Annotated in this window: 18 protein-coding genes, 1 other RNA gene, 1 pseudogene and 1 other annotated feature; of the genes and pseudogenes, 1 reads left to right on the forward strand and 19 read right to left on the reverse strand. The window is 42.4% G+C overall.

Features of this window, described 5'->3' with window-relative positions:
* Positions 1 to 186 precede the first annotated feature (186 nt).
* The 5 genes from MKY93_RS09495 to hisS all read right to left on the reverse strand — a co-directional run bounded on the left by MKY93_RS09495 (position 187) and on the right by hisS (position 6,067).
* Positions 187 to 1,605, reverse strand: coding sequence for an NAD-dependent succinate-semialdehyde dehydrogenase (locus MKY93_RS09495; protein ID WP_340758899.1), 1,419 nt, complete (start codon positions 1,603 to 1,605; stop codon positions 187 to 189).
* A 14-nt stretch (positions 1,606 to 1,619) separates the two neighbouring features.
* Positions 1,620 to 2,387 carry a tRNA threonylcarbamoyladenosine dehydratase gene (locus MKY93_RS09500; RefSeq protein ID WP_221836635.1) on the reverse strand — a complete coding sequence of 256 codons (768 nt, stop codon included), beginning with the start codon at positions 2,385 to 2,387 and terminating at the stop codon, positions 1,620 to 1,622.
* A gap of 131 nt (positions 2,388 to 2,518) precedes the next feature.
* Positions 2,519 to 2,699, reverse strand: a non-coding RNA gene (gene ssrS / locus MKY93_RS09505) — 6S RNA.
* 76 nt (positions 2,700 to 2,775) lie between these two features.
* The gene (aspS, locus tag MKY93_RS09510; protein WP_340760926.1) at positions 2,776 to 4,545 is read right to left on the reverse strand and encodes an aspartate--tRNA ligase; all 1,770 of its coding nucleotides are present in this window, start codon (positions 4,543 to 4,545) and stop codon (positions 2,776 to 2,778) included.
* A 259-nt stretch (positions 4,546 to 4,804) separates the two neighbouring features.
* Positions 4,805 to 6,067 carry a histidine--tRNA ligase gene (gene hisS, locus MKY93_RS09515; protein WP_221836634.1) on the reverse strand — a complete coding sequence of 421 codons (1,263 nt, stop codon included), beginning with the start codon at positions 6,065 to 6,067 and terminating at the stop codon, positions 4,805 to 4,807.
* 78 nt (positions 6,068 to 6,145) lie between these two features.
* Positions 6,146 to 6,365, reverse strand: a binding site (T-box leader).
* A 116-nt stretch (positions 6,366 to 6,481) separates the two neighbouring features.
* On the opposite strand from hisS, the gene MKY93_RS09520 reads away from it, so the two are divergent.
* Positions 6,482 to 8,026 (forward strand): SH3 domain-containing protein, encoded by a 1,545-nt coding sequence (locus MKY93_RS09520; RefSeq protein ID WP_340758900.1) that lies wholly within the window; start codon positions 6,482 to 6,484, stop codon positions 8,024 to 8,026.
* 229 nt (positions 8,027 to 8,255) lie between these two features.
* Here MKY93_RS09520 and MKY93_RS09525 read toward each other — a convergent pair whose 3' ends face one another.
* The 14 genes and pseudogenes from MKY93_RS09525 to recJ form a co-directional block, all read right to left on the reverse strand.
* Positions 8,256 to 8,477 (reverse strand): helix-turn-helix domain-containing protein, encoded by a 222-nt coding sequence (locus MKY93_RS09525; protein WP_340758901.1) that lies wholly within the window; start codon positions 8,475 to 8,477, stop codon positions 8,256 to 8,258.
* A 10-nt stretch (positions 8,478 to 8,487) separates the two neighbouring features.
* Positions 8,488 to 8,979, reverse strand: coding sequence for a DUF2975 domain-containing protein (locus MKY93_RS09530; protein ID WP_040759186.1), 492 nt, complete (start codon positions 8,977 to 8,979; stop codon positions 8,488 to 8,490).
* A gap of 244 nt (positions 8,980 to 9,223) precedes the next feature.
* Complete coding sequence (gene wrbA / locus MKY93_RS09535) at positions 9,224 to 9,835, reverse strand: NAD(P)H:quinone oxidoreductase (protein ID WP_040759591.1); 612 nt, start codon at positions 9,833 to 9,835, stop codon at positions 9,224 to 9,226.
* 261 nt (positions 9,836 to 10,096) lie between these two features.
* Complete coding sequence (locus MKY93_RS09540; protein WP_340760927.1) at positions 10,097 to 11,074, reverse strand: ring-cleaving dioxygenase; 978 nt, start codon at positions 11,072 to 11,074, stop codon at positions 10,097 to 10,099.
* Positions 11,075 to 11,482: 408 nt separating this feature from the next.
* A complete protein-coding gene (locus MKY93_RS09545) occupies positions 11,483 to 12,049 on the reverse strand; it encodes an NADPH-dependent FMN reductase (protein ID WP_078816744.1) in 567 nt (188 codons plus the stop codon).
* Between the two features lie 14 nt (positions 12,050 to 12,063).
* Positions 12,064 to 13,116: an LLM class flavin-dependent oxidoreductase gene (locus MKY93_RS09550; RefSeq protein WP_340758902.1), complete on the reverse strand. Its 1,053-nt coding sequence runs from the start codon at positions 13,114 to 13,116 to the stop codon at positions 12,064 to 12,066.
* 2 nt (positions 13,117 to 13,118) lie between these two features.
* The gene (locus MKY93_RS09555; RefSeq protein ID WP_340758903.1) at positions 13,119 to 14,063 is read right to left on the reverse strand and encodes a ring-cleaving dioxygenase; all 945 of its coding nucleotides are present in this window, start codon (positions 14,061 to 14,063) and stop codon (positions 13,119 to 13,121) included.
* 51 nt (positions 14,064 to 14,114) lie between these two features.
* Positions 14,115 to 14,558 (reverse strand): MarR family winged helix-turn-helix transcriptional regulator, encoded by a 444-nt coding sequence (locus MKY93_RS09560; protein ID WP_340758904.1) that lies wholly within the window; start codon positions 14,556 to 14,558, stop codon positions 14,115 to 14,117.
* 564 nt (positions 14,559 to 15,122) lie between these two features.
* Positions 15,123 to 15,938, reverse strand: a complete 816-nt coding sequence (locus tag MKY93_RS09565) for a lipid II flippase Amj family protein (protein ID WP_078817013.1) — start codon at positions 15,936 to 15,938, stop codon at positions 15,123 to 15,125.
* Between the two features lie 44 nt (positions 15,939 to 15,982).
* A pseudogene (locus tag MKY93_RS09570) lies at positions 15,983 to 16,252 on the reverse strand (DUF4260 domain-containing protein); the annotation flags it as partial.
* Positions 16,253 to 16,757: 505 nt separating this feature from the next.
* Complete coding sequence (gene dtd / locus MKY93_RS09575) at positions 16,758 to 17,204, reverse strand: D-aminoacyl-tRNA deacylase (protein ID WP_340758905.1); 447 nt, start codon at positions 17,202 to 17,204, stop codon at positions 16,758 to 16,760.
* A gap of 17 nt (positions 17,205 to 17,221) precedes the next feature.
* Positions 17,222 to 19,420, reverse strand: a complete 2,199-nt coding sequence (locus tag MKY93_RS09580) for a RelA/SpoT family protein (RefSeq protein WP_221836618.1) — start codon at positions 19,418 to 19,420, stop codon at positions 17,222 to 17,224.
* A gap of 137 nt (positions 19,421 to 19,557) precedes the next feature.
* Positions 19,558 to 20,070, reverse strand: coding sequence for an adenine phosphoribosyltransferase (locus tag MKY93_RS09585; RefSeq protein WP_009497457.1), 513 nt, complete (start codon positions 20,068 to 20,070; stop codon positions 19,558 to 19,560).
* Complete coding sequence (gene recJ / locus MKY93_RS09590; protein ID WP_078816750.1) at positions 20,061 to 22,406, reverse strand: single-stranded-DNA-specific exonuclease RecJ; 2,346 nt, start codon at positions 22,404 to 22,406, stop codon at positions 20,061 to 20,063. Before recJ ends, MKY93_RS09585 begins: the two co-directional genes overlap by 10 nt.
* Positions 22,407 to 22,468 lie beyond the last annotated feature (62 nt).

Raw genomic sequence — 22,468 nt, forward strand, 5'->3', positions numbered from 1 at the left:
CCAATTAACACCATAGCGTTAATTTAAATGTGCAACGTCTCGTTGATTCGTATATTAAACACCACACAAAAATTTAGCTTTCAATAAAAAAGGGAAACCAATTCATACGCGAATTAGTTCCCCAAAAATATTGTTAGATATTGTTTTCTTCTCATCGATCAAACCCGTGCCTGCACCTTTATTTCATTAAAGACCCAGTGAAATATACTTCACTTCCAAATATTCATCGATCCCATGATGCCCGCCTTCTCGTCCAAGCCCACTTTGTTTAAACCCGCCAAACGGTGCTTGCGGGGCAGATGGCAGACCGTCATTCAGACCGACGATACCGTACTCCAAGGCTTCACAAATTCGGATTCCCTCTGAAATGTTTTCAGTGAAGACGTAGGCAGCCAACCCATAGATGGAGTCATTGGCACGCTGAATCACTTCTTCTTCCGTTTCAAACAACGTGATCGGAAGCACCGGGCCAAATGTTTCTTCCTTCATGCAGAGCATTTCATCCGTTACATCTGAAAGCACAGTAGGTGAATAGAATAATCCATCGATCTGCTCTCCTCCAGCCACGATAGTCGCTCCTTTGGTTTTTGCATCCGTAACGTGTTCCAACACCTTTTCAATCGCAGCCTCATCGATTAAAGGACCGATCTCCACGCCTTCTTCTACTCCATTCCCAACCTTCAGCTCCTTCGTTTTCTCACCGATGCGCCGAGTAAATTCCTCAGCTACTGACGAATGGACGTAAATTCGGTTGGCACAGACACAAGTCTGGCCTGCATTACGGAATTTCGCAGCGATAATCCCTTCTACTGCTTTATCAAGGTCGCTATTAGCCATCACGATTGCCGGAGCATGTCCACCGAGTTCCAATGAAATTTTCTTCACTGTATCGGCAGCCCCTTTCATCAGCGTTTTTCCCACTTCAGTAGAACCGGTGAACGTCAGCTTGCGCACACGCCCATCCTCTTGCCAGGCACCCGCAATCTCACTGGCACTCCCGGTTACGATATTGACGACACCTTCTGGAATGCCCGCTTGGTGTGCCAACTCGACTAAACGAAGAGCTGTCAATGGTGTTTGAGAAGCCGGCTTCAACACGACCGTACAGCCAGCGGCAAGAGCAGGTCCAACTTTCCGTGTAATCATCGCAGCCGGAAAGTTCCAAGGTGTGATGGCTGCAATTACGCCAACGGGTTGCTTATGGACAAAGAGCCGCTTTGTTGAGTGGGTTGCAGGGATCATTTTACCGTAAATTCTCTTCCCTTCTTCCGCATACCAGCTAATAAAACCATTCGCATAGCGCATTTCACCCAATGCTTCTGACAAGGGCTTTCCTTGTTCCATCGTCATCGTCGTGGCTAAGCTCTCTTCATTTTCCGAGATCAATGCGTGCCATTTCATCAAAAACGCACTGCGTTCATATGCAGACAGTGCAGACCACTCTTTTAGCGCAGCAGAAGCTGCGTCCACTGCCTGCACCGCTTCCTTTGCTCCGCCACGCGGTACCATTGCAATCTTTTCGCCCGTCGCAGGATTGGTCACATCCATTTGCGGTAAATTTGAGCCGATTAGCTTTCCATTAATGATCATTTCAACTGCATCCATCGAACATCTCTCCTTTATTTTGAATCGTTTACGCGTTCAACAGGAATATCCGCCACTATATCATTTAATACCCAGCTGGCCAAAATCAAACCAGCAACAGAAGGACAAAAAGCATTGGAGGCTGGAGGCATCTGTGCTTTTCGAATGGAAGCATCAGGATTTCCGACGGTCTCTACGACATCTTCCCGAATAACGATCGGACTTTCATCAGAGAACACGACGGGCACTCCTTTGGCAATGCCTAGCTTTCTCAAACGAAGGCGAATGACCTTTGCAAGCGGGTCGGTATGAGTTTTTGAAATATCTGCGATTCGGAAGCGAGTCGGATCCGTTTTATTTGCAGCCCCCATGCTGGAGATTACTTTCACTCCTCGTTTTAGGCATTCTTGGATCAGATGAATTTTGTAACTGATCGTATCCGACGCATCGATGACGTAATCCGGTTTATAAGAGAAAAATTCCTCTGCTGTTTCTTCCGTATAAAACATATGTAGCGAGATGACTTCACACTCTTTATTAATATCCTCAATCCGTTCTTTCATGACGCCAGCCTTCGATTTTCCGACAGTCGAAAGGTAAGCGACCAATTGACGGTTAATGTTCGTAATGTCAACTGTATCCTTGTCCACCAAAATAATGCGTCCAACCCCTGTCCGGGCACATGCTTCCGCCGCAAAGGAACCTACGCCTCCTACACCGAGGATCGCAACGGTCTTCCCTTTCATCCGCTCGACGCCTTCCTTGCCGATTGCTAACTCATTTCTTGAAAATTGATGTAACATAGATACCCATCCTTTAAAGTAATTTGTCTTATTCCCTATGTTAATGCAGTCATAGCCCACAGTGCAACTAACTTAATTGAAGCGCAAAAAAACCTCCTGCAGATGCAAGAGGTTGGAAGTTTGCAAGAAAGTAAAATCCCGACTGTGCCGTCTTTGGATATCGCTTTGAACCCGCATGTAGCAGGTGGGTGTCTTATCCAGCTCTTTTGACGTCCCGATTAAAGGCATGCCATCCAAGTTGGAACAGCAGACTCCCGACGATAATATGTTGGGTCAAAACTGATTGGCAAATGACGAACACTTCAGGATTTTTACTATCTTTATCCTATCATATACTATTTCATAATTCAATCAATTTGAATACAGTCTTTCAAAAATAGTAGATTCCTCACTTTTTTGCTGGTTCAGCTACCACTTTAATCCCTAGTTCTTTTAATTGTGCATCATCTACGGAACTTGGCGCTTCCGTCAACAAATCACTTGCGCTTGCTGTTTTCGGGAATGCGATAGTGTCACGCAAGTTTGTGGAGCCCGCAAGCAACATGACAATCCGGTCTAGACCGAATGCAATTCCGCCGTGTGGAGGTGTTCCATATTCAAATGCATCCATTAAGAAACCGAATTGTTCGCGAGCGGATTCCTCAGTGAAGCCAAGTGCCTTGAACATTTCTTCCTGTACTTCACGTTGGTAAATACGCAATGATCCTCCGCCGAGTTCGTAGCCGTTTAACACTAAGTCATATGCTTGCGCTTTTACCGACTCAGGATGAGTTTTTAACTGCTCAACATCAGCAGGCATAGTGAATGGATGGTGCGCTGCGTAGTAGCGGCCGTCTTCTTCATCGTACTCGAAAAGTGGCCAGTCTGTAACCCATAGGAAATTATACAGAGACTGATCGATCAAATCCAAGTCTTTTCCTAATTTTAAACGCAATGCTCCTAACGAATCCGCAACAACGGATTTCTTATCCGCACCGAAAAGGAATAAGTCACCCACTTGTCCTTCTCCTGCAGCTTTAAGAGCTTCGCCAATTTCTCCGTCGAAGAATTTCGCTATAGGTCCGTTAAAGCCGTCTTCTGTTACTTTCAACCAAGCTAGTCCTTTTGCTCCGTACACTTTTGCATACTCGCCAAGCGCATCAATATCTTTACGGGAATATTTCTCTGCTGCCCCTTTGACGTTGATTAATTTCACCTGTCCACCCGATTCGACTGCTCCGGCAAATACTTTGAATGAAGAGTCTTTGACGATTTCCGATACATCCGTCAATTCCATTCCAAAACGAGTATCCGGCTTGTCTGAACCGTAGCGGCTCATCGCCTCATCATAAGGAAGTCGCTTGAATGGTGTTTCGACGTCGACCCCTTTTACATCTTTCATGACTTTCTTCATTAAACGTTCATTCATCTCTAAAATATCTTCAATCGACATAAAGCTCATTTCCATATCGATTTGAGTAAATTCAGGTTGGCGGTCTGCACGTAAATCTTCGTCACGGAAGCAGCGTGCAATTTGGTAGTACCGGTCGAAGCCAGATACCATCAATAATTGCTTGAATAGTTGCGGTGACTGCGGTAGTGCGTAGAATTCCCCTTCATGCACACGGCTTGGAACCAAATAGTCTCGCGCGCCTTCAGGTGTTGATTTCGTAAGGATTGGCGTCTCAACTTCCAAGAAGCCTTCATCGTCCAAGAAATTGCGGACCGTTTTCGTGATGTCTGAGCGCATTTTGAAAATACGTGCAAGTTCAGGACGGCGAAGGTCTAAGTAACGGTATTTCAAACGCGTTTCTTCCCCTACGTCGGTGTTGTCTTCAATTGTGAATGGCGGATTTTTTGCTTCATTGACGACTTTGACGTCGCTTACTTGGACTTCGATCGCGCCTGTTTTCAGGTTCGGATTTTTTGTTTTTTCCGCGCGTTCGATGACGTGTCCTTTGATTTCGACGACGTATTCGTTACGCAGTGTTTCGGCAATCTCCAGTGCTTCTTTAGAAATATCCGGGTTGAAGACAGTTTGGACGATTCCTGCACGGTCACGGACGTCGATGAAGATGAGTCCTCCCAGGTCGCGGCGTTTTTGTACCCAGCCTTGGAGGGTGACTTCTTGTCCGATTTGTTGTTCTGTTAGGTTTCCACAATAATGTGTGCGTTGCATGACGACTACACTACCTTTCAATTCTTTGTTGTTGGTTTTAATTGCATTTGCATTAGCGTTTAAAACTGGTACATCATATCCACCCACCGTTGATTTCCGTTGCAGGCGGATGCTTTCCGCGGGGCGGGCGGTGAGCCTCCTCGGTCGCTACGCTCCCTGTGGGGTCTCACCTGTCCCGCTAATCCCGCAGGAGTCGCCGCCTTCCACTACAATCAACTAAAGTCTTGGAAGATAAATAAAAACACCGATCCTAATTATATTACTTCTTCAGTTCTTCCAATAAATCATCCATGGATACTTTTTTCTGCTGTCCGTCTGCCATGTTTTTTAGTTGGACGGTGTTTTCGTTTACTTCATCTTCGCCGATGACGATGACGTAGTTTGCTTGCAGGCGGTCAGCGGATTTCATTTGGGCTTTCATTTTGCGGTCCATGTAATCCATTTCGCTGCGAAGGCCGTTTTCTCTAAGTTTTCCGATGAGTTCGAAGCCTTTTGTTCGGGCTGCGTCGCCTAATGTGACGAGATAGACGTCTAGTGACGGTTCATCTGTCCAGGATTTTTCTTCTGCTTCTAGTGCGAGCAGGAGGCGTTCAATACTCATAGCAAAGCCGATACCAGGTGCTGGTGGTCCGCCGATTTCTTCTGCTAGGCCGTTGTAGCGACCGCCGCCGCAAAGCGTGGTGATGGCGCCGAAGCCTTTTGATGTGCTCATGATCTCAAATGCAGTGTGATTATAATAATCGAGTCCGCGGACTAAGTTTGGATCGTATTCGTATTCGATTCCTGCTATATCCAAGTACTGTTTTACTTTTTCGAAATAAGCCGATGAGCTTTCATTCAAATAGTCTGCTAAAGATGGAGCAGTTTCCATCAACGGATGCTCTCTGTCCACTTTACAGTCTAGTATGCGCAGCGGGTTTTTCTCCAGACGGTTTTGGCAGTCTTGGCAGAATTCTCCGATGTGCGGAGTGAAGTGTGCGATGAGTGCTTCCCGGTGTGAGTTTCTGGATTCCTTATCACCGAGTGAGTTCAAGACGAGTTTGATGTCTGACAATCCTGCGCGCTTATAGACGGTCATTGCTAACTCAATCACTTCAGCGTCAATAGCCGGATCATCACTCCCGATTGCTTCTACGCCAAATTGTACAAACTGACGATAGCGTCCCGCTTGTTGACGTTCGTAACGAAACATCGGTCCTGTATAAAATAATTTTACAGGTTGATCTGCATAGCCGAACATTTTATTCTCAACGAATGAACGAACGACTGCCGCTGTGCCTTCAGGACGCAATGTCATCGAGCGATTGCCTTTGTCTGTGAATGTGTACATTTCTTTTTGTACGATATCGGTCGTATCACCGACTGTGCGTTGGAATAATTCGGTTTGTTCAAAAATAGGTGTGCGAATTTCTTTGTAATTGTAAACATCACAAACAGATTGGATGATGTTTTCGACACGTTGCCATTTCCAAGAAACATCAGGCAAGATGTCCTGTGTACCCCGAGGAACTTTGAAATTCATGTTCATAACCCCTTTCAATGACCTAATAGTTGCGGGTGTCCTTTTCAGAAAACATAAAAAAGCTCCCATCCCTAAAAACATAGGGACGAGAGCTTGTAGCTTCCGCGGTTCCACCCAAATTGACACATACTGTGCCCACTCGAATCCGGATAACGGCCGGTTCCGTTCATGCCTACTAATTTCAGCACAAAACCTCCATGGTGTTGTTCGCCTTACTGTTCTGTCAAGGAATTTCAGCCAAGTTCCCTGTTCTCTTTCCAGCCGTTCGTAAAGTTACTTTCCATCTCATCGGTATGTAGTTCGATTCGATTATTTCCTATGTTAATCACTTCTACTCAAACTGTCAACTTTTTTATCTAATTGTGGCGTTTACTGCGGCTTGTTCGGTACAATACGAAGTAAGGAGGTGAAGACATGAGAAAATATCGCTTTGGTTTAATAATGTCTCTAGCACTCTTATTATTTTTCAGTAGTCTCCCAAGCGGCTTAGCGGAAACCGTTGAAGTAGATTCGCCGACCCTTAATGTACGCAGCGGGCCTGGGCTCACCTATCCTGTTGTCGGTCAATTAAAAGATCAAGATCGCTTAACTATTTTAGAGACCGATGGAGATTGGCTGAAAATCCAGTTTGGAGAGGAACAAGGATGGGTTGCAAAGTGGCTGACGCGCTCTGCTGAAACGAGCGAACAGTCAAAGGAAGTCGTATCGAAAGTCGATTCACTTAATATCCGTTCCAGTCCTTCCGTTCAATCTGCGGTCATCGGAAAAATGCGTGCAGGTGCGATTGCGACAGCTACCGGTCAAGAAGGTGATTGGATTTCAATCATACTGGACGGAAGAGAAGGCTGGGTTTCTGCTGAGTATGTGTCGGAAGCGAAGGAATCTTCATTCGCAGCGTCGGGTGAAGAGGATGAAATCGAACAGCCTGCCGTATCTAAAGAAGTAACTGATCCCGATGAATTTACAGTGGCGGTTGAAAAGCTCAATGTTCGTAAAAAAGCGACACTGCAGTCAAAAAAACTAACGCAGATTAACAAAGGCGATACGTTCCCTGTAGTGGCAACTGATGGCAATTGGGTGCAAGTCCAATTGGATAAGAAAAAGACAGGTTGGGTCTATTCATTCCACGGGCATCTTTCGTCGAATCAAACAAAAGTAGCATCGACTGATGAGACCGACCAAGGAATCGTTACCATCCTGACAGATGGAACGAATTTACGTGAAGAGCCTTCTACTTCATCGCCGGTCGTTTTCCGAGTGAACGCAGGTGAGAACTATCCAATTATCGACAAGCAGGACGATTGGTATAAAATTTCATTGCCAAACGGCCAGCAAGCATTTGTAGCGGAATGGGTAGTGACCACAACGGATTCTTCTTCCCCAACTGGGCAAAAGCAGACAAAACAAGCTCGGGTCAAAGGGACGCTGAAAGGGTTGACGATTGTGGTGGACCCGGGACATGGTGGACATGACCGAGGGACAACAGGCGCCCATGGTTCGATCGAGAAAGATTTGACGCTTATAACAGCAGAGCTGCTTGCAACGAAGCTTCAAAAAGCAGGGGCTGAAGTAGTATTAACACGGAATTCGGATACATATGTATTGCTTGGAGCGCGTGCTTCCATTGCACAGTACCATGATGCGGATGCGTTCGTCAGTATTCATTATGACGCGCATGTAGACCCATCGATTTCAGGATTCACGAGTTATTACACGCGATCTGAACAACAGCCGCTCGCAGAAGCTATCAATAAAGGGTTAGCTTCTACGATCACGTTACGAGACCGCGGTACGCAATTCGGAGATTTTCATGTGTTGCGCGAAAATAACCGAATTGGCGTGCTGGTAGAACTAGGATACTTATCGAATTACAATGAAGAACGCCAAATCACGACCAATCATTTCCGTGAACAGGCTACACACGGTATTTATCAAGGATTGTTGGATTATTTTAATTGAGTTGAATTGAAGATTACGAGATGTTGAACAGATAGTCAGCACATCCAACTTAAAACCCCAGCAAACTTCACATAGGAAGATTGCTGGGGTTTACATCTAGTAGATCCAGTTCGTAAAGTATTATTCGGATTTGCTAATTAAAAGGTGACAGCGCAGAATGTTAGACGAGAACCACCAAGTCAAAAGTGCCGTACTCTTAGTAGAAGGTTGCACTAAATATATACCTTCATCATTCTTGAGCGTTTTCATCACTTTTGTATTCTAAAATATCGCCTGGCTGACAATCCAAAGCCTTACAAATTGCCTCCAAAGTTGATAATCGAACCGCTTTTGCCTTGCCATTTTTCAATATAGAAAGATTGGCCATCGTGATACCAACTCTTTGTGAAAGCTCCGTTACGCTCATTTTCCTTTTAGCCAACATCACATCAATATTAATTATAATCGCCATATTATTCACCTCAGACCGTCAAATCATTTTCGGATTTAATATCGATCGCATCTTTTAAAAGCTTTTGAAGAACAGCAGCAAAGACCGCGATCACCATGGATGCACCGACCATGACCAGCCCAATTAATATGAGACCCGGTGCGTCATCCCACTCCGCGATGATATAAACCAATGGCAGCGCGATCACATACAAACCGCTGATTGAGAGGGCATAAGTTTTAATTTTTTTCAGTGCCCCTACTGACAATTCCGAAAAGGCTTGGTTCTTGTCAATATACGTTAATAGTCTAAATGCCTGATACAATGCAAAGTAAAACGGGAGCACCGATACATACATAACTACTAAAAGGCCTACTATCACATAACCCAACTTTGCACCTTTCACGGCCTCTGCAATCGCTACACTCGCGAGTTGGGGCAGCGCAAAGATGCACAAAGCAAGAACAGGAAGGCCAATAAAAATAACAGCTATCTTTAAAAATAATGTTGAACCATGTTTCACAAAAAGCACCTCGCATATTTAGTTTCTATTTGAGAATAATACAACATTTATCGAATTGCAATAAATCTTTATCGATTTCCATACATTGTTGTGAAGCTCTTTGAATTTCAGCCAAAGGTAAATAGCATTCCTCATTGCAAAAGAAATGCTGATCACTGTAAACAATTCAATTTGACCTTTACGATAATACTTCACAACGTAAAAAAAGCTGACCGAATAAATATCGGTCAGCCTTTGTATTTTCTTATTGATTTCCTTTTTTAACCCATTCCGCAACTTGCACTGTACGCTTCGCTTGATGTTTGACAGCCGCTTGGACATCTTCAATCATTTTTCCATCCTGTCCTACAGTTACGCTAGTTCCATACGGGTTTCCACCTGCTCCAAATAGGACTTGGTCTGTATAACCAGGAGTTGCGATAATAGCTCCCCAGTGCATCATGGAAGTATATAATGATAAAAGAGTCGCTTCCTGACCACCGTGTGGGTTTTGCGCGGAAGTCATTGCGCTTACCACTTTATTCACTGTTTTTCCACCAGCCCAAAGCCCGCCTTGAATATCAAGGAACTGCTTCATTTGTGATGGCATGTTTCCAAATCGAGTCGGAGCGCTAAAGATGATTGCATCTGCCCATTCAAGATCTTCTGATGTTGCAACTGGAACGTCTTTCGTTGCTTCAACAGTAGCTTTCCATCCTTCGTTCCCATCGATAACGGATTGCGGTGCCAATTCTTGTACTTTTAGTAATTTTACTTCTGCTCCAGCTTCTTTGGCTCCTTCTTCTGCCCATTTTGATAGTTGATAATTTGTTCCACCCATGCTATAAAAAACTACTGCTAATTTGACGTTTGACATATCTTTATTCTCCTTTGTTCTCCCGAATATTTTATTTAAAATTCCCATATATGATTTCCTCTTTTCGTTTAGTTATAACCACCTCCTTTGAATATATTTGATATTCAATATTTTGCCCTGCAACATAATTCAAGTACAAAATAGTTGAGAGGATGTGTATTCTAAGTTGTTTTACTGTAAACCTTGCTAGAGCCGCAAAAATTCATCCATTCGTTTGAAAACCAAAATTACTAGTGAAAGTTTGTGTTCCAGCCTCTGGTTTTATTCTTTAATGAATTCCTTCGTGCTTCTTACTGTATCAATCGGACGAACCAATTTTTCTATTTCTTCACGTTTAGGCTCCAGGAATGGAGGTAAAGATAATTTTTCCCCAAGCGTTTCATAAGGTTCATCTCCCATAAAACCAGGACCATCTGTCGCGAACTCAAATAAGATTTGTGGTGCAACCCTTGAATACAATGACTCAAAGAAATGGCGATTTATATAACCAGATGTCTGAAATCCAAAACTATTCATCCGGTCAATCCATCCCTCAAGTACTGAACGATCCTCTACGCGGAAAGCCGTATGGTGTACTGTACCAAAGCCTTGGCGGCCCTCAGGAAGAAGCGTATTATGTTCCACGATGACTGAGGCACCATTTCCGCCTTCACCTACTTCAAATAAATGAAATGACTCTTCTTGAGCTGTCTCTTTAAATAATAAAACTTTTTCCAGCATTTCTTTAAAGTAATCAAAATTCGCAATCCGGATAAAAACAGGTCCTAAACCAGTAATTGCATATTCAAGTGGGATTGGACCCTTTTGCCAAGGCGTACCGGAATCAATCCCTTTGTTGATTTCATCTGAAATCAATTGATACTGTTGATCATCAAAATCAACGAAAGAGAGAATTTTCTTGCCAAACTGTTCATTGATCCCTGTATGATTGACTTCTAAACGTTCAAAACGTTTTACCCAATAATCCAATGCAGCGTCACTCGGCACTCGGAATGATGTTTTTGAAATCTCGTTTGTACCATGCACTCCCTTTGGAATGCCGGGAAAGTCAAAGAAGGTCATGTCTGTGCCTGCACTGCCTTTATCATCGGCAAAGAATAAATGATACGTTTGAATATCGTCTTGATTCACCGTTTTTTTAACTAAACGCATGCCTAAAACATAAGTGAAAAACTCATAGTTTTTTTCTGCGCTGCTAGTGATCGCTGTAACGTGATGTATTCCTTTGATTTCCATTATATATCCCTCATTTTTCTCTTATCTAAATAAGTAATTTTTTCTTTTTCATCATGGGTTAGTTTGGGTTAGCTACAAGAAAAAACACGTGTATTTTCTTGAATTGATAAAGATCAGCTAAAAAAAGCGTCTTTTTCAATTTTTAATGCAGCCACTTCATATGTCTCGTATTAGAGATATTGGACAAAAAATAAAATCCATTCGTTAACTCTGTTTCACTTTACCAATCAATCGATTGGAAATCAAATTAAACGTCTCGAAAACGAGAATTACTTTTTAAATCTAATTATTACTGAGAAATAAGATTTCTATTATTAGTTTTTAATTTCAACCGAATAATCCATACCTATCCAAAAAATGATTAACAGAACAGCCCATATAAATTTTTGTTAATGATCATATGCGCTCCTTTTAAAAATCATATTCTTCGTCTTTTTTCCTACGAATGGCTTCGAATGCTTCTACTGTTAGTACTGTATCCTCAACCAATCGTTCTAAACGGAATAGGATATCATCATTCACAATTTCTTTACGTAAGAAGTCCTTTTCTTCTATGAATACATATGTTGGAACGATGTGTGCTTTCATATACGCCAAGATTGGCTTTAATTGCTGTTCCACCATTAAATAATGCTTCGCTGTACCAGCTGTCACGATACTACTAACGACTTTGTCTCGAAAAGCGTTAACAGGGAGTAAGTCGAAGATGTTTTTAAGTGTTGCGGGAATCGATGCCTGGAATGTCGGCGTTCCAATAATCATGGCATCTGCTGCCATGATGGTCTCTGTAATGTATTTCGTATCTCCTTCATATTCAAAGTAATTACGTCCATCACTAAACTCTACTGTATATTCTGCTAAATCTATGAGCATGACTTCATGCTGAGGGTAGTTTTGTTTAAGGATTTCCACTGTTTTCAGCATAGCGGTTTTTGTCTTTGAACCGACGATTGATCCAGCAAGTACTACGATTTTCATGTTATTACCTCCCGTTATTTTGCTGTATATTTTTTAATGGCTGGAATAATATCGTTCCCGATGATCTCGATGTTTTTCATAATCTTCTCAAAAGGTACGCCGCCAAAGTCAATCTGCGCCATAAAACGCTGCATATCATAGAGTTCATATTGGAACAGCATTTTTTCAATAATTTGTTGTGTACTGCCAACCATTAGTGCATCGCGTGTATCAGGTGCTTGTGCAAATTGCTGCTTAGGATAGCCGCCGCGAATTGCCAGGAATCCGCCGTTGATATGAGGGTACATACCTTGCAAAGCCTCTTTTGTAGTCTCAGCTACATAGAACAAGCTGGTTGTCGCAATCGGTAATGTTTTTGGATCATATCCGCTTTGTTCAGCTGCCTCGCGATATGCATCAACAGAAGGTTTAAAGTTGCTTGCTGGTCCGCCTAATGTAGTCAGCATCATTGGAATTCCCATTACACCCGCTTTAATGGCACTTGCAGGCGGGCCACCGACCGCACGCCAAATTGGTAGTGAACCATTTTTGGGTTGAGGAAGTATATTTGCATTTTTTAATGGGGCACGGTATTCTCCTTGCCATGTCACATACTCTTCTTCATTTAGCTTTTTAAGGAGTTCCAACTTCTCTTCAAAGATTTCTTCATAATCCTGTAAATCGACGCCTAGTAATTGATAGGCCCCTACACGGGAGCCACGTCCAGCAACAATTTCTGCACGGCCGTCGGATATTAAATCGATTGTGGAAAAATCTTCATACACACGTACAGGGTCTGATACGCTTAATACGGTTGCAGAACTTGTGATTTTAATTTTACTTGTTGCTTGTGCGATCGCACCAAGGACAACGGTATGAGCTTGAGTGGTAAAATATGTTTGATGACTTTCACCAACGCCAAAGACATCAATTCCAGCTTGTTCCGCTAGTTTGCTTGCCTCAATTAATTCATTGATTCGTTGTTGGGCCGACATCCTCTCACCTGTTAGTGGGTTCGGCATATGATCTCCTAATGAGTACAATCCAAATTCCATCCCTTTTGACGGGTCGATACGATAGTTTTTCATAATTAGTCCTCCTCAATAGGTTGTAGTTTTTCTTCAATTTCCGCACGTCGGCCTTCTAAAAACGGTGGCAAATCTAATTTTTCGCCCAGTGTTTCGATATCTCCATCGATTGTAAAACCTGGTCCGTCTGTTGCAATTTCAAATAAAACACCATTTGATTCGCGAAAGTATAAGCTCTTGAAGTAGAAACGGTCTACAATCCCCGATGAGTGAAAACCATTTGCTCGTACTTGTTCATCCCAGTAAGCAAGCTCTGCATCGTCTTTCACACGAATCGCTAAGTGATGAATACTGCCGCGCCCTGGTTTTTCACTAGGTCCATCTATAGATTTCACAACGATCTCACCGAATACTTGACCTTCTATCGATTGAAATATCGCTTCATCTTCTGTACGTGAAATTTGTGTATAGCCAAATATTTCCGTAAGCGTACGCGCTAGTTTATCGAGTCGGCGCACCGTAATTTCCACAGCGCCCATCCCTTGAATTTGATGTTCTTCAGGCACATTTGATCTTTCCCATGTTTCCCAGTGATCCACTTTCTCTCCATTCGACACAAGAAGCACCATGCGAAGGCCTTCGGAATCTTCATAGTGAAGAGCAGTTTTATTGGCATAGGTTGTGATGTCACTGTGTTGTATGCCGAATTCCTCAAAACGTTCTTTCCAGTAAATTAAGCTCGCTTCTGACGGTACAAGCAAGCCGATTCGAGTGATCGCATTTGTGCCTCGATGCGTCCGGCCAGCCATCGGTATCTCAAAAAATGATAACTCCGTACCAGGGCTTCCTGTTCTATCGCCGTAAAATAAGTGATACATTGATGGTTCGTCTTGATTTACCGTCTTTTTCACACGCCGTAAACCCAGTATGTCACGGTAAAAACAGTTATTTTGTTTTGCGTTTTTTGTAATCATTGAAATATGATGATGTCCCGGAATTGTATTCATAAGTTTTCCTCCTGTTTTTCATTTGATTAATCAAGTGATGTGGTAAAAAAATTATCTGTTTGACAATTTCTTGTTTTCGCTATTTTTTTGCACGCGTGATATGAGCGAATACAACGTCTTTTGTTCCTCTTCAGATAAAGACTCATCAAAGAATGAAGATTGAAACTCCAGCTGAGCTTCAAACGCATTGTCCAGTTTGTCCTGCCCTTTCTTTGTTAAGGAAATCGTTTTTGTTTTCCAATCTTGCTTACGTTCAATAAGCCCTTCTTTTTCAAGGCGAGCGAGCATACGCGAAATACCACCCTGCGTTACGGTTACTTTCTCAGCCAGTTCACTTTGTGTTAATGGTTGGTATGTTGAAATTTGCATTAACACATCAAATTGTGCAGTTGTTAAATCAAATTGCTTTAAAAAGTCATTTGAAAGTAAGTTACTTTGATGTGTAAATCGAGCGAGTCGCAGCCAGATTAATGATCCACGAGTATTCTTTTTCATATTGTCCAGCACTCCCTTGTGTCATCTTCACTTTACTACTCAATTGATAAATGTGCAAGAGAAACATCTCGGATTCGTGATGATGTTACTAAATTGAAGGATGTGTATTCATTCTGGCTTATTGCTTCAATTGAGAGGAGCATCCCCTACCGATTAGCAAGTATTTGTTAATAATTATCTTTGCCCCCTTCTGATGATGCTTTATTGATAATATCTGCTATTTCATCCTTTGTACCATAAGTGATTTTTTCTAGTATTTCTATACTATCTATATTTAAATCTTTCACATCGTAGTAGGCGTTCTAGTAATCATGAAATGCACTCGTTAAGAAAGTTTACAACAAAGAGAAAAAATTCTAAAATCTAGAATACTGTCTTAGTTTTTAGTGAAATATATTTGGTGAAACAAAAAAGCTACTCTCCCTATCGAAGAATAGCACACTATTTTAAATCAATAATTTAAAATCATTCAGTAATTTGCAATATAGCCTATTACGGCTGCAGTATTTCATATAAAAACAGGCGCTCCATAATGCGGTTAAAACGCCCGCTTGACGAAGAATGTTACACGATAAATTGAGTAAACCAAGCAATATATTTTGCTCCTGGAATAAAAAATAATTGTGCCAACAACGTTCCCAATAACCTTGACGAAACCATCATCAAGGAGAGATTTTTAAGCTTTTGATAACTCCCTCTTCCATTTACAACCTCATCAGCAACAACAGAAACTTTTGGGTCAACAAAAATAACTAGCAGTATGGTAGCCATTCCATTTATTAAGCCAGATGCCATAATAGCTGTCGATGCCCGTTCAGGTGCGAGCAGGGCTGCATACAACGCAGATAACACACCAATGGTATAGATCGCTGTTATTACCATATTGACGAAAAATAATCGTATTGGAATATCTTTCATTTTTGTATCTTTTAGATACGAAAATTTAGGCAAATTGAAATGAGTTACACCGCGTTTTATATACTGTAAGGAAAATAACCTTTTAACTAAAGATGGAACAGATCCCTTTTCTTCAGATAAATGAATAATCGCTCTTGAAAATAGGGCGATAAAAGTAGGTAGTAACAACATGCCAAAAATTGTTCCAACTGTTGATGCACCTATAAGAAATCGAAATTGCGTTGCTACGAACTCCTGTGCATGACTACCTGGTGCAGTGTCAATTAAACTTCCCGTAAAGGGTTGTTGCATCATATTTGCCAATCTTGAAAACATCACCATGATATTAAAAAGGGATAAAGCGGAAGCAATCATCTTTACCCTGGCACCTGATAATCTCACGGCATAAGCGAGTGTCTCGATTGAGTGAATGATAAAAATAAATATGGCAATATACATTAATTTTGCAGTAATTATATCCAACACATACTACCTTCTTACCTAAATAAATTTTGTTAGTATAGCGCTCAAACACGATTAAGATGAGAATCTTGAAATTTTGTTGGATATTTCAATCCATATCCAAACATTCTATCCATCCCGATATGAGCAATCCAGATTAAGCTAACCTTTAAAGCATGATGGTGGTCTATCAATAAACCGCAGATCATTTGTATAGCTGGAATGGTATAGGTATGAACTAAATTATACAGAACTGAAGCTATCTTAACGCTTTTTAAGTACCCAAGTGCTGATAAATCCGGCGCCAACAATAAAACCAGAAACACCACCCAACTAAATTGTAGATGTAATCATTAATACTTTTTCAAAACTTCTCGTTTTATATTGAATTATATGTAGTTAACTCTTCTGAAATTGAATTTAAAAGTCTTTCTCAAAGGTAATATAGTAAGCCGCATCTATCATTTCATCTTTCATTCCATCCCTAGTGTAATTTCACACTGTAGCAGCCATCATTAATAATACAACGTCTTCGCCTTGCAAAGATTCATTCCCTTATTAAATACAAATGACACTCTATTTACCTCTTACTTGAATATCTTCTTGCAAGTTGTAACCAATTCCGGTTTTAGACGATTAGCAAATCACAATTTGTTCATTTTTAAAGTAATTATCAAACTTAGAATGTTGATCATCCTTAGCGGCAGCAATTCATCTCCATTAAATCTCTACATAAAAAAAGCATCATTTAAGATGCTTTCCTTTGCCAAGCTTCAATAACATTACTAGAACTAAAACTACTATGCCCGCAGATAATTAAATAAAAATCTTACGCCGAAGTTACGCCTTAGGCGATTCCACCAACAACGTCACAGGTCCATCATTGCTCAATTGAACATCCATCATGGCTCCGAATTGTCCGGTTTCAACATGAAGTCCTTCGTTGCGGAGCTGTTCGTTAAAGTACTCCCATAATGGTTCAGCTTGCTCTGGTCTTGCGGCGCCAATAAAACTCGGTCGTCTGCCTTTTTGAACATTGCCGTATAAAGTGAATTGAGATACCGATAAAATGGCACCTTCCACTTCTTCAATGGAGCGATTCATTTTACCTTCGTCATCCTCGTAAATTCGCAACCCCGCTATTTTCTTAGCCAAGTAGGCCGCATCCTTTTCGCTGTCTTCGTGCGTAATCCCGACCAGTAACACATAACCTTTAGCAATGGAGCCGACAATTTCTCCATCCACTGTCACAGACGCATCTTTCGCCCGCTGCAATAGCACGCGCATAAGTCAGCCCCTCCTTTTTAATTCATGACTCGTTCTACTGAATAAACATCTTTAATCTGTTTAATTTTCTCGACGGTGCGTTGTAAATGAGTAATATTCTGAATCTTTATTGACATATGGATATGCGCAATACTGTCTTTATCCGCTTTGCCGCTGACTGCAATAATTGGTGTCGACATATCCGCTACAACCATCATTACTTCATTCAGCAAACCTTGACGATCGAATGCAGAAATCTCAATGTCGACTTGGAATTCTTTGCGCATTTTCTCGTCAGGCAATGCCCATTTCACGTCAATCAATCGTTCACTTTGACCATCTTCCGATAAAATATTGGTACAATCCGTTCTATGCACGGAGACTCCCCGACCTCTCGTAATGAAGCCGACGATGTCATCCCCAGGCACCGGATTGCAGCATTTTGAGATTCGGATCAACATATTGTCGACATCTTTGACGATGACTCCTGATTCCGTCTGTTTCTCAGGCTGAGGCGTTTTCATATCCGAAACGATTTTATCGATGGTCTCTTTTTGCTCGCGTTCTTTGCGCATACGTTCAGCCAACCGGTTGACGACTTGCTGAGCGGTAATGCCACCAGATCCAACCGCTGCGTACATATCTTCTTCGGAAGTGAAACTGAACTTATCGATCGTCCGTTGAATATTCGCATGGCTTAACGCCTCTTTAGCGTCGTATTCCTGGGATTTCAATTCCTTTTCGACGAGTTCGCTGCCTTTAATAATATTTTCATCTCGCAATTGTTTCTTAAAGTATTGCCGGATTTTGTTTTTCGCCTGGGAAGTATGGGCAAGCTTCAGCCAATCCCGGCTTGGACCGAATGATTGTTTCGATGTAAGGATTTCTACAATATCCCCGGTTTCAAGAGAAGAATCCAGCGGAACAATTTTCCCATTCACTTTAGCGCCAGTCGTCCGATTTCCAACTTCCGAATGTACTCGGTAAGCAAAGTCGATCGGCACAGATCCTTGCGGCAATTCGACGACATCCCCATTCGGCGTGAAAACGTAGACCATGTCGGAAAACAGGTCGAACTTTAACGACTCCATGAACTCCTGTGCATTGGAAGATTCGTTTTGGATCTCCAATATTTCACGGAACCAAGTTAATTTTGAATCAATATCATTGGAAGATTTTGCGACGGATTTGCCTTCTTTATATGCCCAATGAGCAGCCACTCCAAATTCGGAGATACGGTGCATCTCTTCCGTACGGATCTGTACTTCCAGTGGATCTCCCGCTGGACCAACAACCGTCGTATGGAGAGATTGGTAAAGATTTTGTTTCGGCATGGCAATATAGTCTTTGAATCGGCCTGGCATTGGCTTCCATAAAGTATGGATAATACCGAGCGCTGCGTAACAATCTTTAATACTCTTGACCACGATTCGAACAGCCAATAGATCGTATATTTCATTGAATTCTTTCTTTTGAATGACCATTTTTTGATAGATCGAATATAAATGCTTCGGTCTTCCATGCATTTCGGAAGCGATTCCCATATTATCAAGCTCTACCCGCATTTGCTCCATTACATCCTGCAAATACTTTTCTCGTTCGACACGTTTTTGTTTCATTAAATTCACGATACGATAATATTGTTGGGGATTGGAATAACGTAATGCAATATCTTCGAGTTCCCATTTGATTGTGGAGATTCCTAGACGATGCGCTAGCGGAGAGAAGATTTCCAGTGTTTCCTCGGAGACTCGACGTTGTTTCGCAGCGGGCACATGTTTCAAAGTTCGCATATTGTGAAGGCGATCTGCCAACTTGATTAAAATGACTCGGATGTCTTGGGCCATTGCAATAAACATTTTACGATGGTTTTCCGCTTGCTTTTCTTCATTTGACTTAAACTTCAATTTATCAAGTTTCGTCACACCATCTACGAGCATCGCCACTTCATCCCCGAACTCGCGGATAATGTCTTCACGGCTGACTTCAGTATCTTCCACCACATCATGCAAGAAACCGGCTGCTACCGTTTCAGGGTCCATTTGAAGTTCTGCTAAAATCCCAGCCACTTGAATCGGATGGTTGATGTATGGCTCACCTGAACTTCTAAACTGCCCTTCATGTGCAGCTTTTGCCACGACGAACGCCTTCTTGATAAAGTCGACATGTTCTTCGTTCATGTATTTGGCGACAAGCTCAAAAATATCTTGTTCTGTCATGTCTTGATTCTTCGCCATTCTCTTACCCCTTTCAACCTATTCCGAAATTTAATTATATTATTATATGTATAGTATCACTTAAATGTAAAACGAATCAATTACAGCGCTTGGTAAATATAGTAAGAATCCTCCGCAATATGCGAAGGATTCTTAAATTAATACGTAATCAATGCCCGAATGTCATGATTGGTCAATTTTTCTCGACCATTCAAATAGGAAAGTTCGATTAAAAAGGCACAACCTGCTACAACGCCGCCAAGTTTTTCGACTAGTTCAACTGTAGCACCAACTGTTCCGCCTGTTGCGAGCAAATCATCTACGATCAACACACGCTGGCCGGGTTTAATGGCATCTTTATGAATGGTCAATTCATCTTGACCATATTCTAAATCGTAGAAAACGGAGATCGTTTCACGCGGCAGTTTTCCAGGTTTTCGAACAGGTGCGAAACCAACTTGCAGCGCATATGCCACGGGACAACCGATAATGAAGCCGCGAGCTTCCGGTCCGACGATGATATCAACGTCCAGATCCTGCGCATACTCCACGATTTGATCGGTAGCGTATTTGTATGCTTCGCCGTTGTCCATAATCGTTGTAATATCTTTAAAGCTTACTCCTGGTTTTGGATAGTCATCGACAATCGTTACAAACTTTTTTAAATCCACAGTTTTTCCTCCTCAACAGCTTCAATCTTGCGTAATGAGTTGAACACCTTCTTCAAATCCTGATACGGCGCATAAAGAAGTAACTCTTCCAATTTGATCTGCTGTTGGCGTTTTTTATAAGATGGCGCTTCTGCCAAATCACGTTTCTCGGCAGGTTCCATCATAGTGATTTCACCATTCTCTAGTGTAACAAATTCTAGCTCATAAAACACTTTTGTCATGAATTTAATCGTACTTTTTTTCCAACCCTTATGTTTCGAGAGCATATCCATCTGATCTCGCAGGTGAAAAGACCCTCTCTTCTTCAAAAAGCTGTAATACCAGCCAAATTGTTGGCGGTCAGGCATTTTCTCGAAATACATCGAATCATGGACATATAAATGCAAATAGATTCGATTGGCCTGCGATGATCCGATCGCTGATTTAAGCTGTTCTTCGTCCTGCGGTAAGTCGATTAACACGATTGAATCCACCGGTGAAAGTGTGTCTCTTCCGATTAACTGAATCGGCACATCCTTGAGAAACGGAGTGAAATGATGGATTGCCTCTTCCGTAAACGCCACAAATGCAGCCTGTTCCGGTATAAGCGGCAGCCATCTTGCCGGGTCCCGCACTCCCCGATAATCAAATAGTTGCCATTCGTCGCATTTAATATCTTCCACTAGCATTTGCGGTTTCTTTCGTCCGTTCCATTCATTGATCTGCAGATCGCCCGTTAGACTTAATTTGATGGTGGGCGCCATTTCATCCGCTAATGCGCCCGCACCAAAATGAATGGCATCCAATCGCTCGTCTCCGTCTGCCATCTCCAATTTCAGATGATCTTTTGACGCTCCAATTTTTCGAACGGAAGCCGTCTCCAGCTGTTCGAGCAGAAAGACAGGCTTCGGAAATCCAACACCAAACGGCCGAATCAATTCGAGCGCTTCGATGGCTGCAATATCAATTTCATGAAGTGAAAGTGGAACGTCAATCGACAACTTAGGTTGCAGCAATTCATCCGTCAATAGTTCTTTTGCCTGCTCATTTAAATTGCTCCGCAGCAATTCGACGTCTGCTATTTCTAACGACATGCCGGCAGCCATTGCGTGGCCTCCAAAATGCGGCAGAATGGAAGCATTCTTTGAAAGTTCCTTATACAGATCAAATCCTTCAATGCTTCGTGCAGACCCCTTTGCTAAACCTGTCTCATGATCGATTGATAACACAATAGCAGGACGATAGAATTTCTCTGTCAATCGGGATGCGACAATTCCGACCACCCCCGGGTTCCAACCTTCTCCTTCAATGACCAAGACGTACGGCACCTGATTACCGTAGCGAATTTGGATTTGCTCTTCTGCTTCTTTTGCAATTTCTTTCACCAAATGCTGTCGCTCTTTATTGAGTTCATTTAGTTCCTCGGCGATCCCCATCGCTTGCTGCTCGTCTTTTGATTTTAGTAAATGAACAGCAGGATCTGCATCTCCCAGACGTCCTGGTGCATTCAAACGAGGCCCAATCGTAAAGCCGATGGTCTCTTCCGATAAAGCCTCTTGTTCGTGCCCGCTCACTTGCATCAATGCTTTAATAGCAGGTCGCTTAGAACGCCGCAATCTGCGTATTCCCTCTTTGACGGCATAGCGATTTTCATCCTCTAACGGAACAAGATCAGCTACGGTGCCGATTGCAACAAACTCCAGCAGATCGAGTGGCGGCTCGCCTAATAATGCAGAAGCTAGTTTAAATGCTACCCCTACTCCAGCCAATTCGCCAAATGGATACTCGCCCTTCGGATGGCGCGGATGAATGACCGCGTCAGCTTCGGGTAATTGTTCGCCCATCTCATGGTGATCCGTGACGATGACGGTCATGCCGAGCGACTTAGCAAATGCGATCTCTTCGATCCCTGATATGCCATTGTCTACTGTAACGAGAACTTCGGTACCTTCTGTATGTAATTGCTCAAAATAGTCTTTATTCGGCCCATAGCCGTGCTCAAAACGATTCGGTATAGCGAAGTTTACATTTGCTCCGAGACGTTCTAGTGCAGTCGTGAGGACAGTTACGCTAGTCACTCCGTCGGCATCATAGTCGCCATATACCGTAATTTGCTTTTGTTCTTTGATTGCTTGCTTCAAACATTCGACCGTTTCTGTCATACCATATAATAAAAAAGGATCGTGCAAATTGGTTTCATCCATATGCAAGTACGCTGTTGCTTGCTCACTGGTCGTGACGCCCCGTGCAACAAGAATTTTCGCAAGCATCGTAGAGAGTTGCAGATCATTCGCTAACTGTTCAACGAGCTGTTCGTCTGGACGTTCAATTTGCCATCTTTTTTTGGATTGTATCATTACGTTCACATCCTCATCTCGTATTATATCGAATCTTGGCGGAGACGGAAAGGAAACCACAT

Origin of the sequence: Sporosarcina sp. FSL W7-1283, assembly GCF_038003105.1 — a bacterium.
In the GTDB taxonomy this organism is placed as follows: Bacteria; Bacillota; Bacilli; order Bacillales_A; family Planococcaceae; genus Sporosarcina; species Sporosarcina newyorkensis.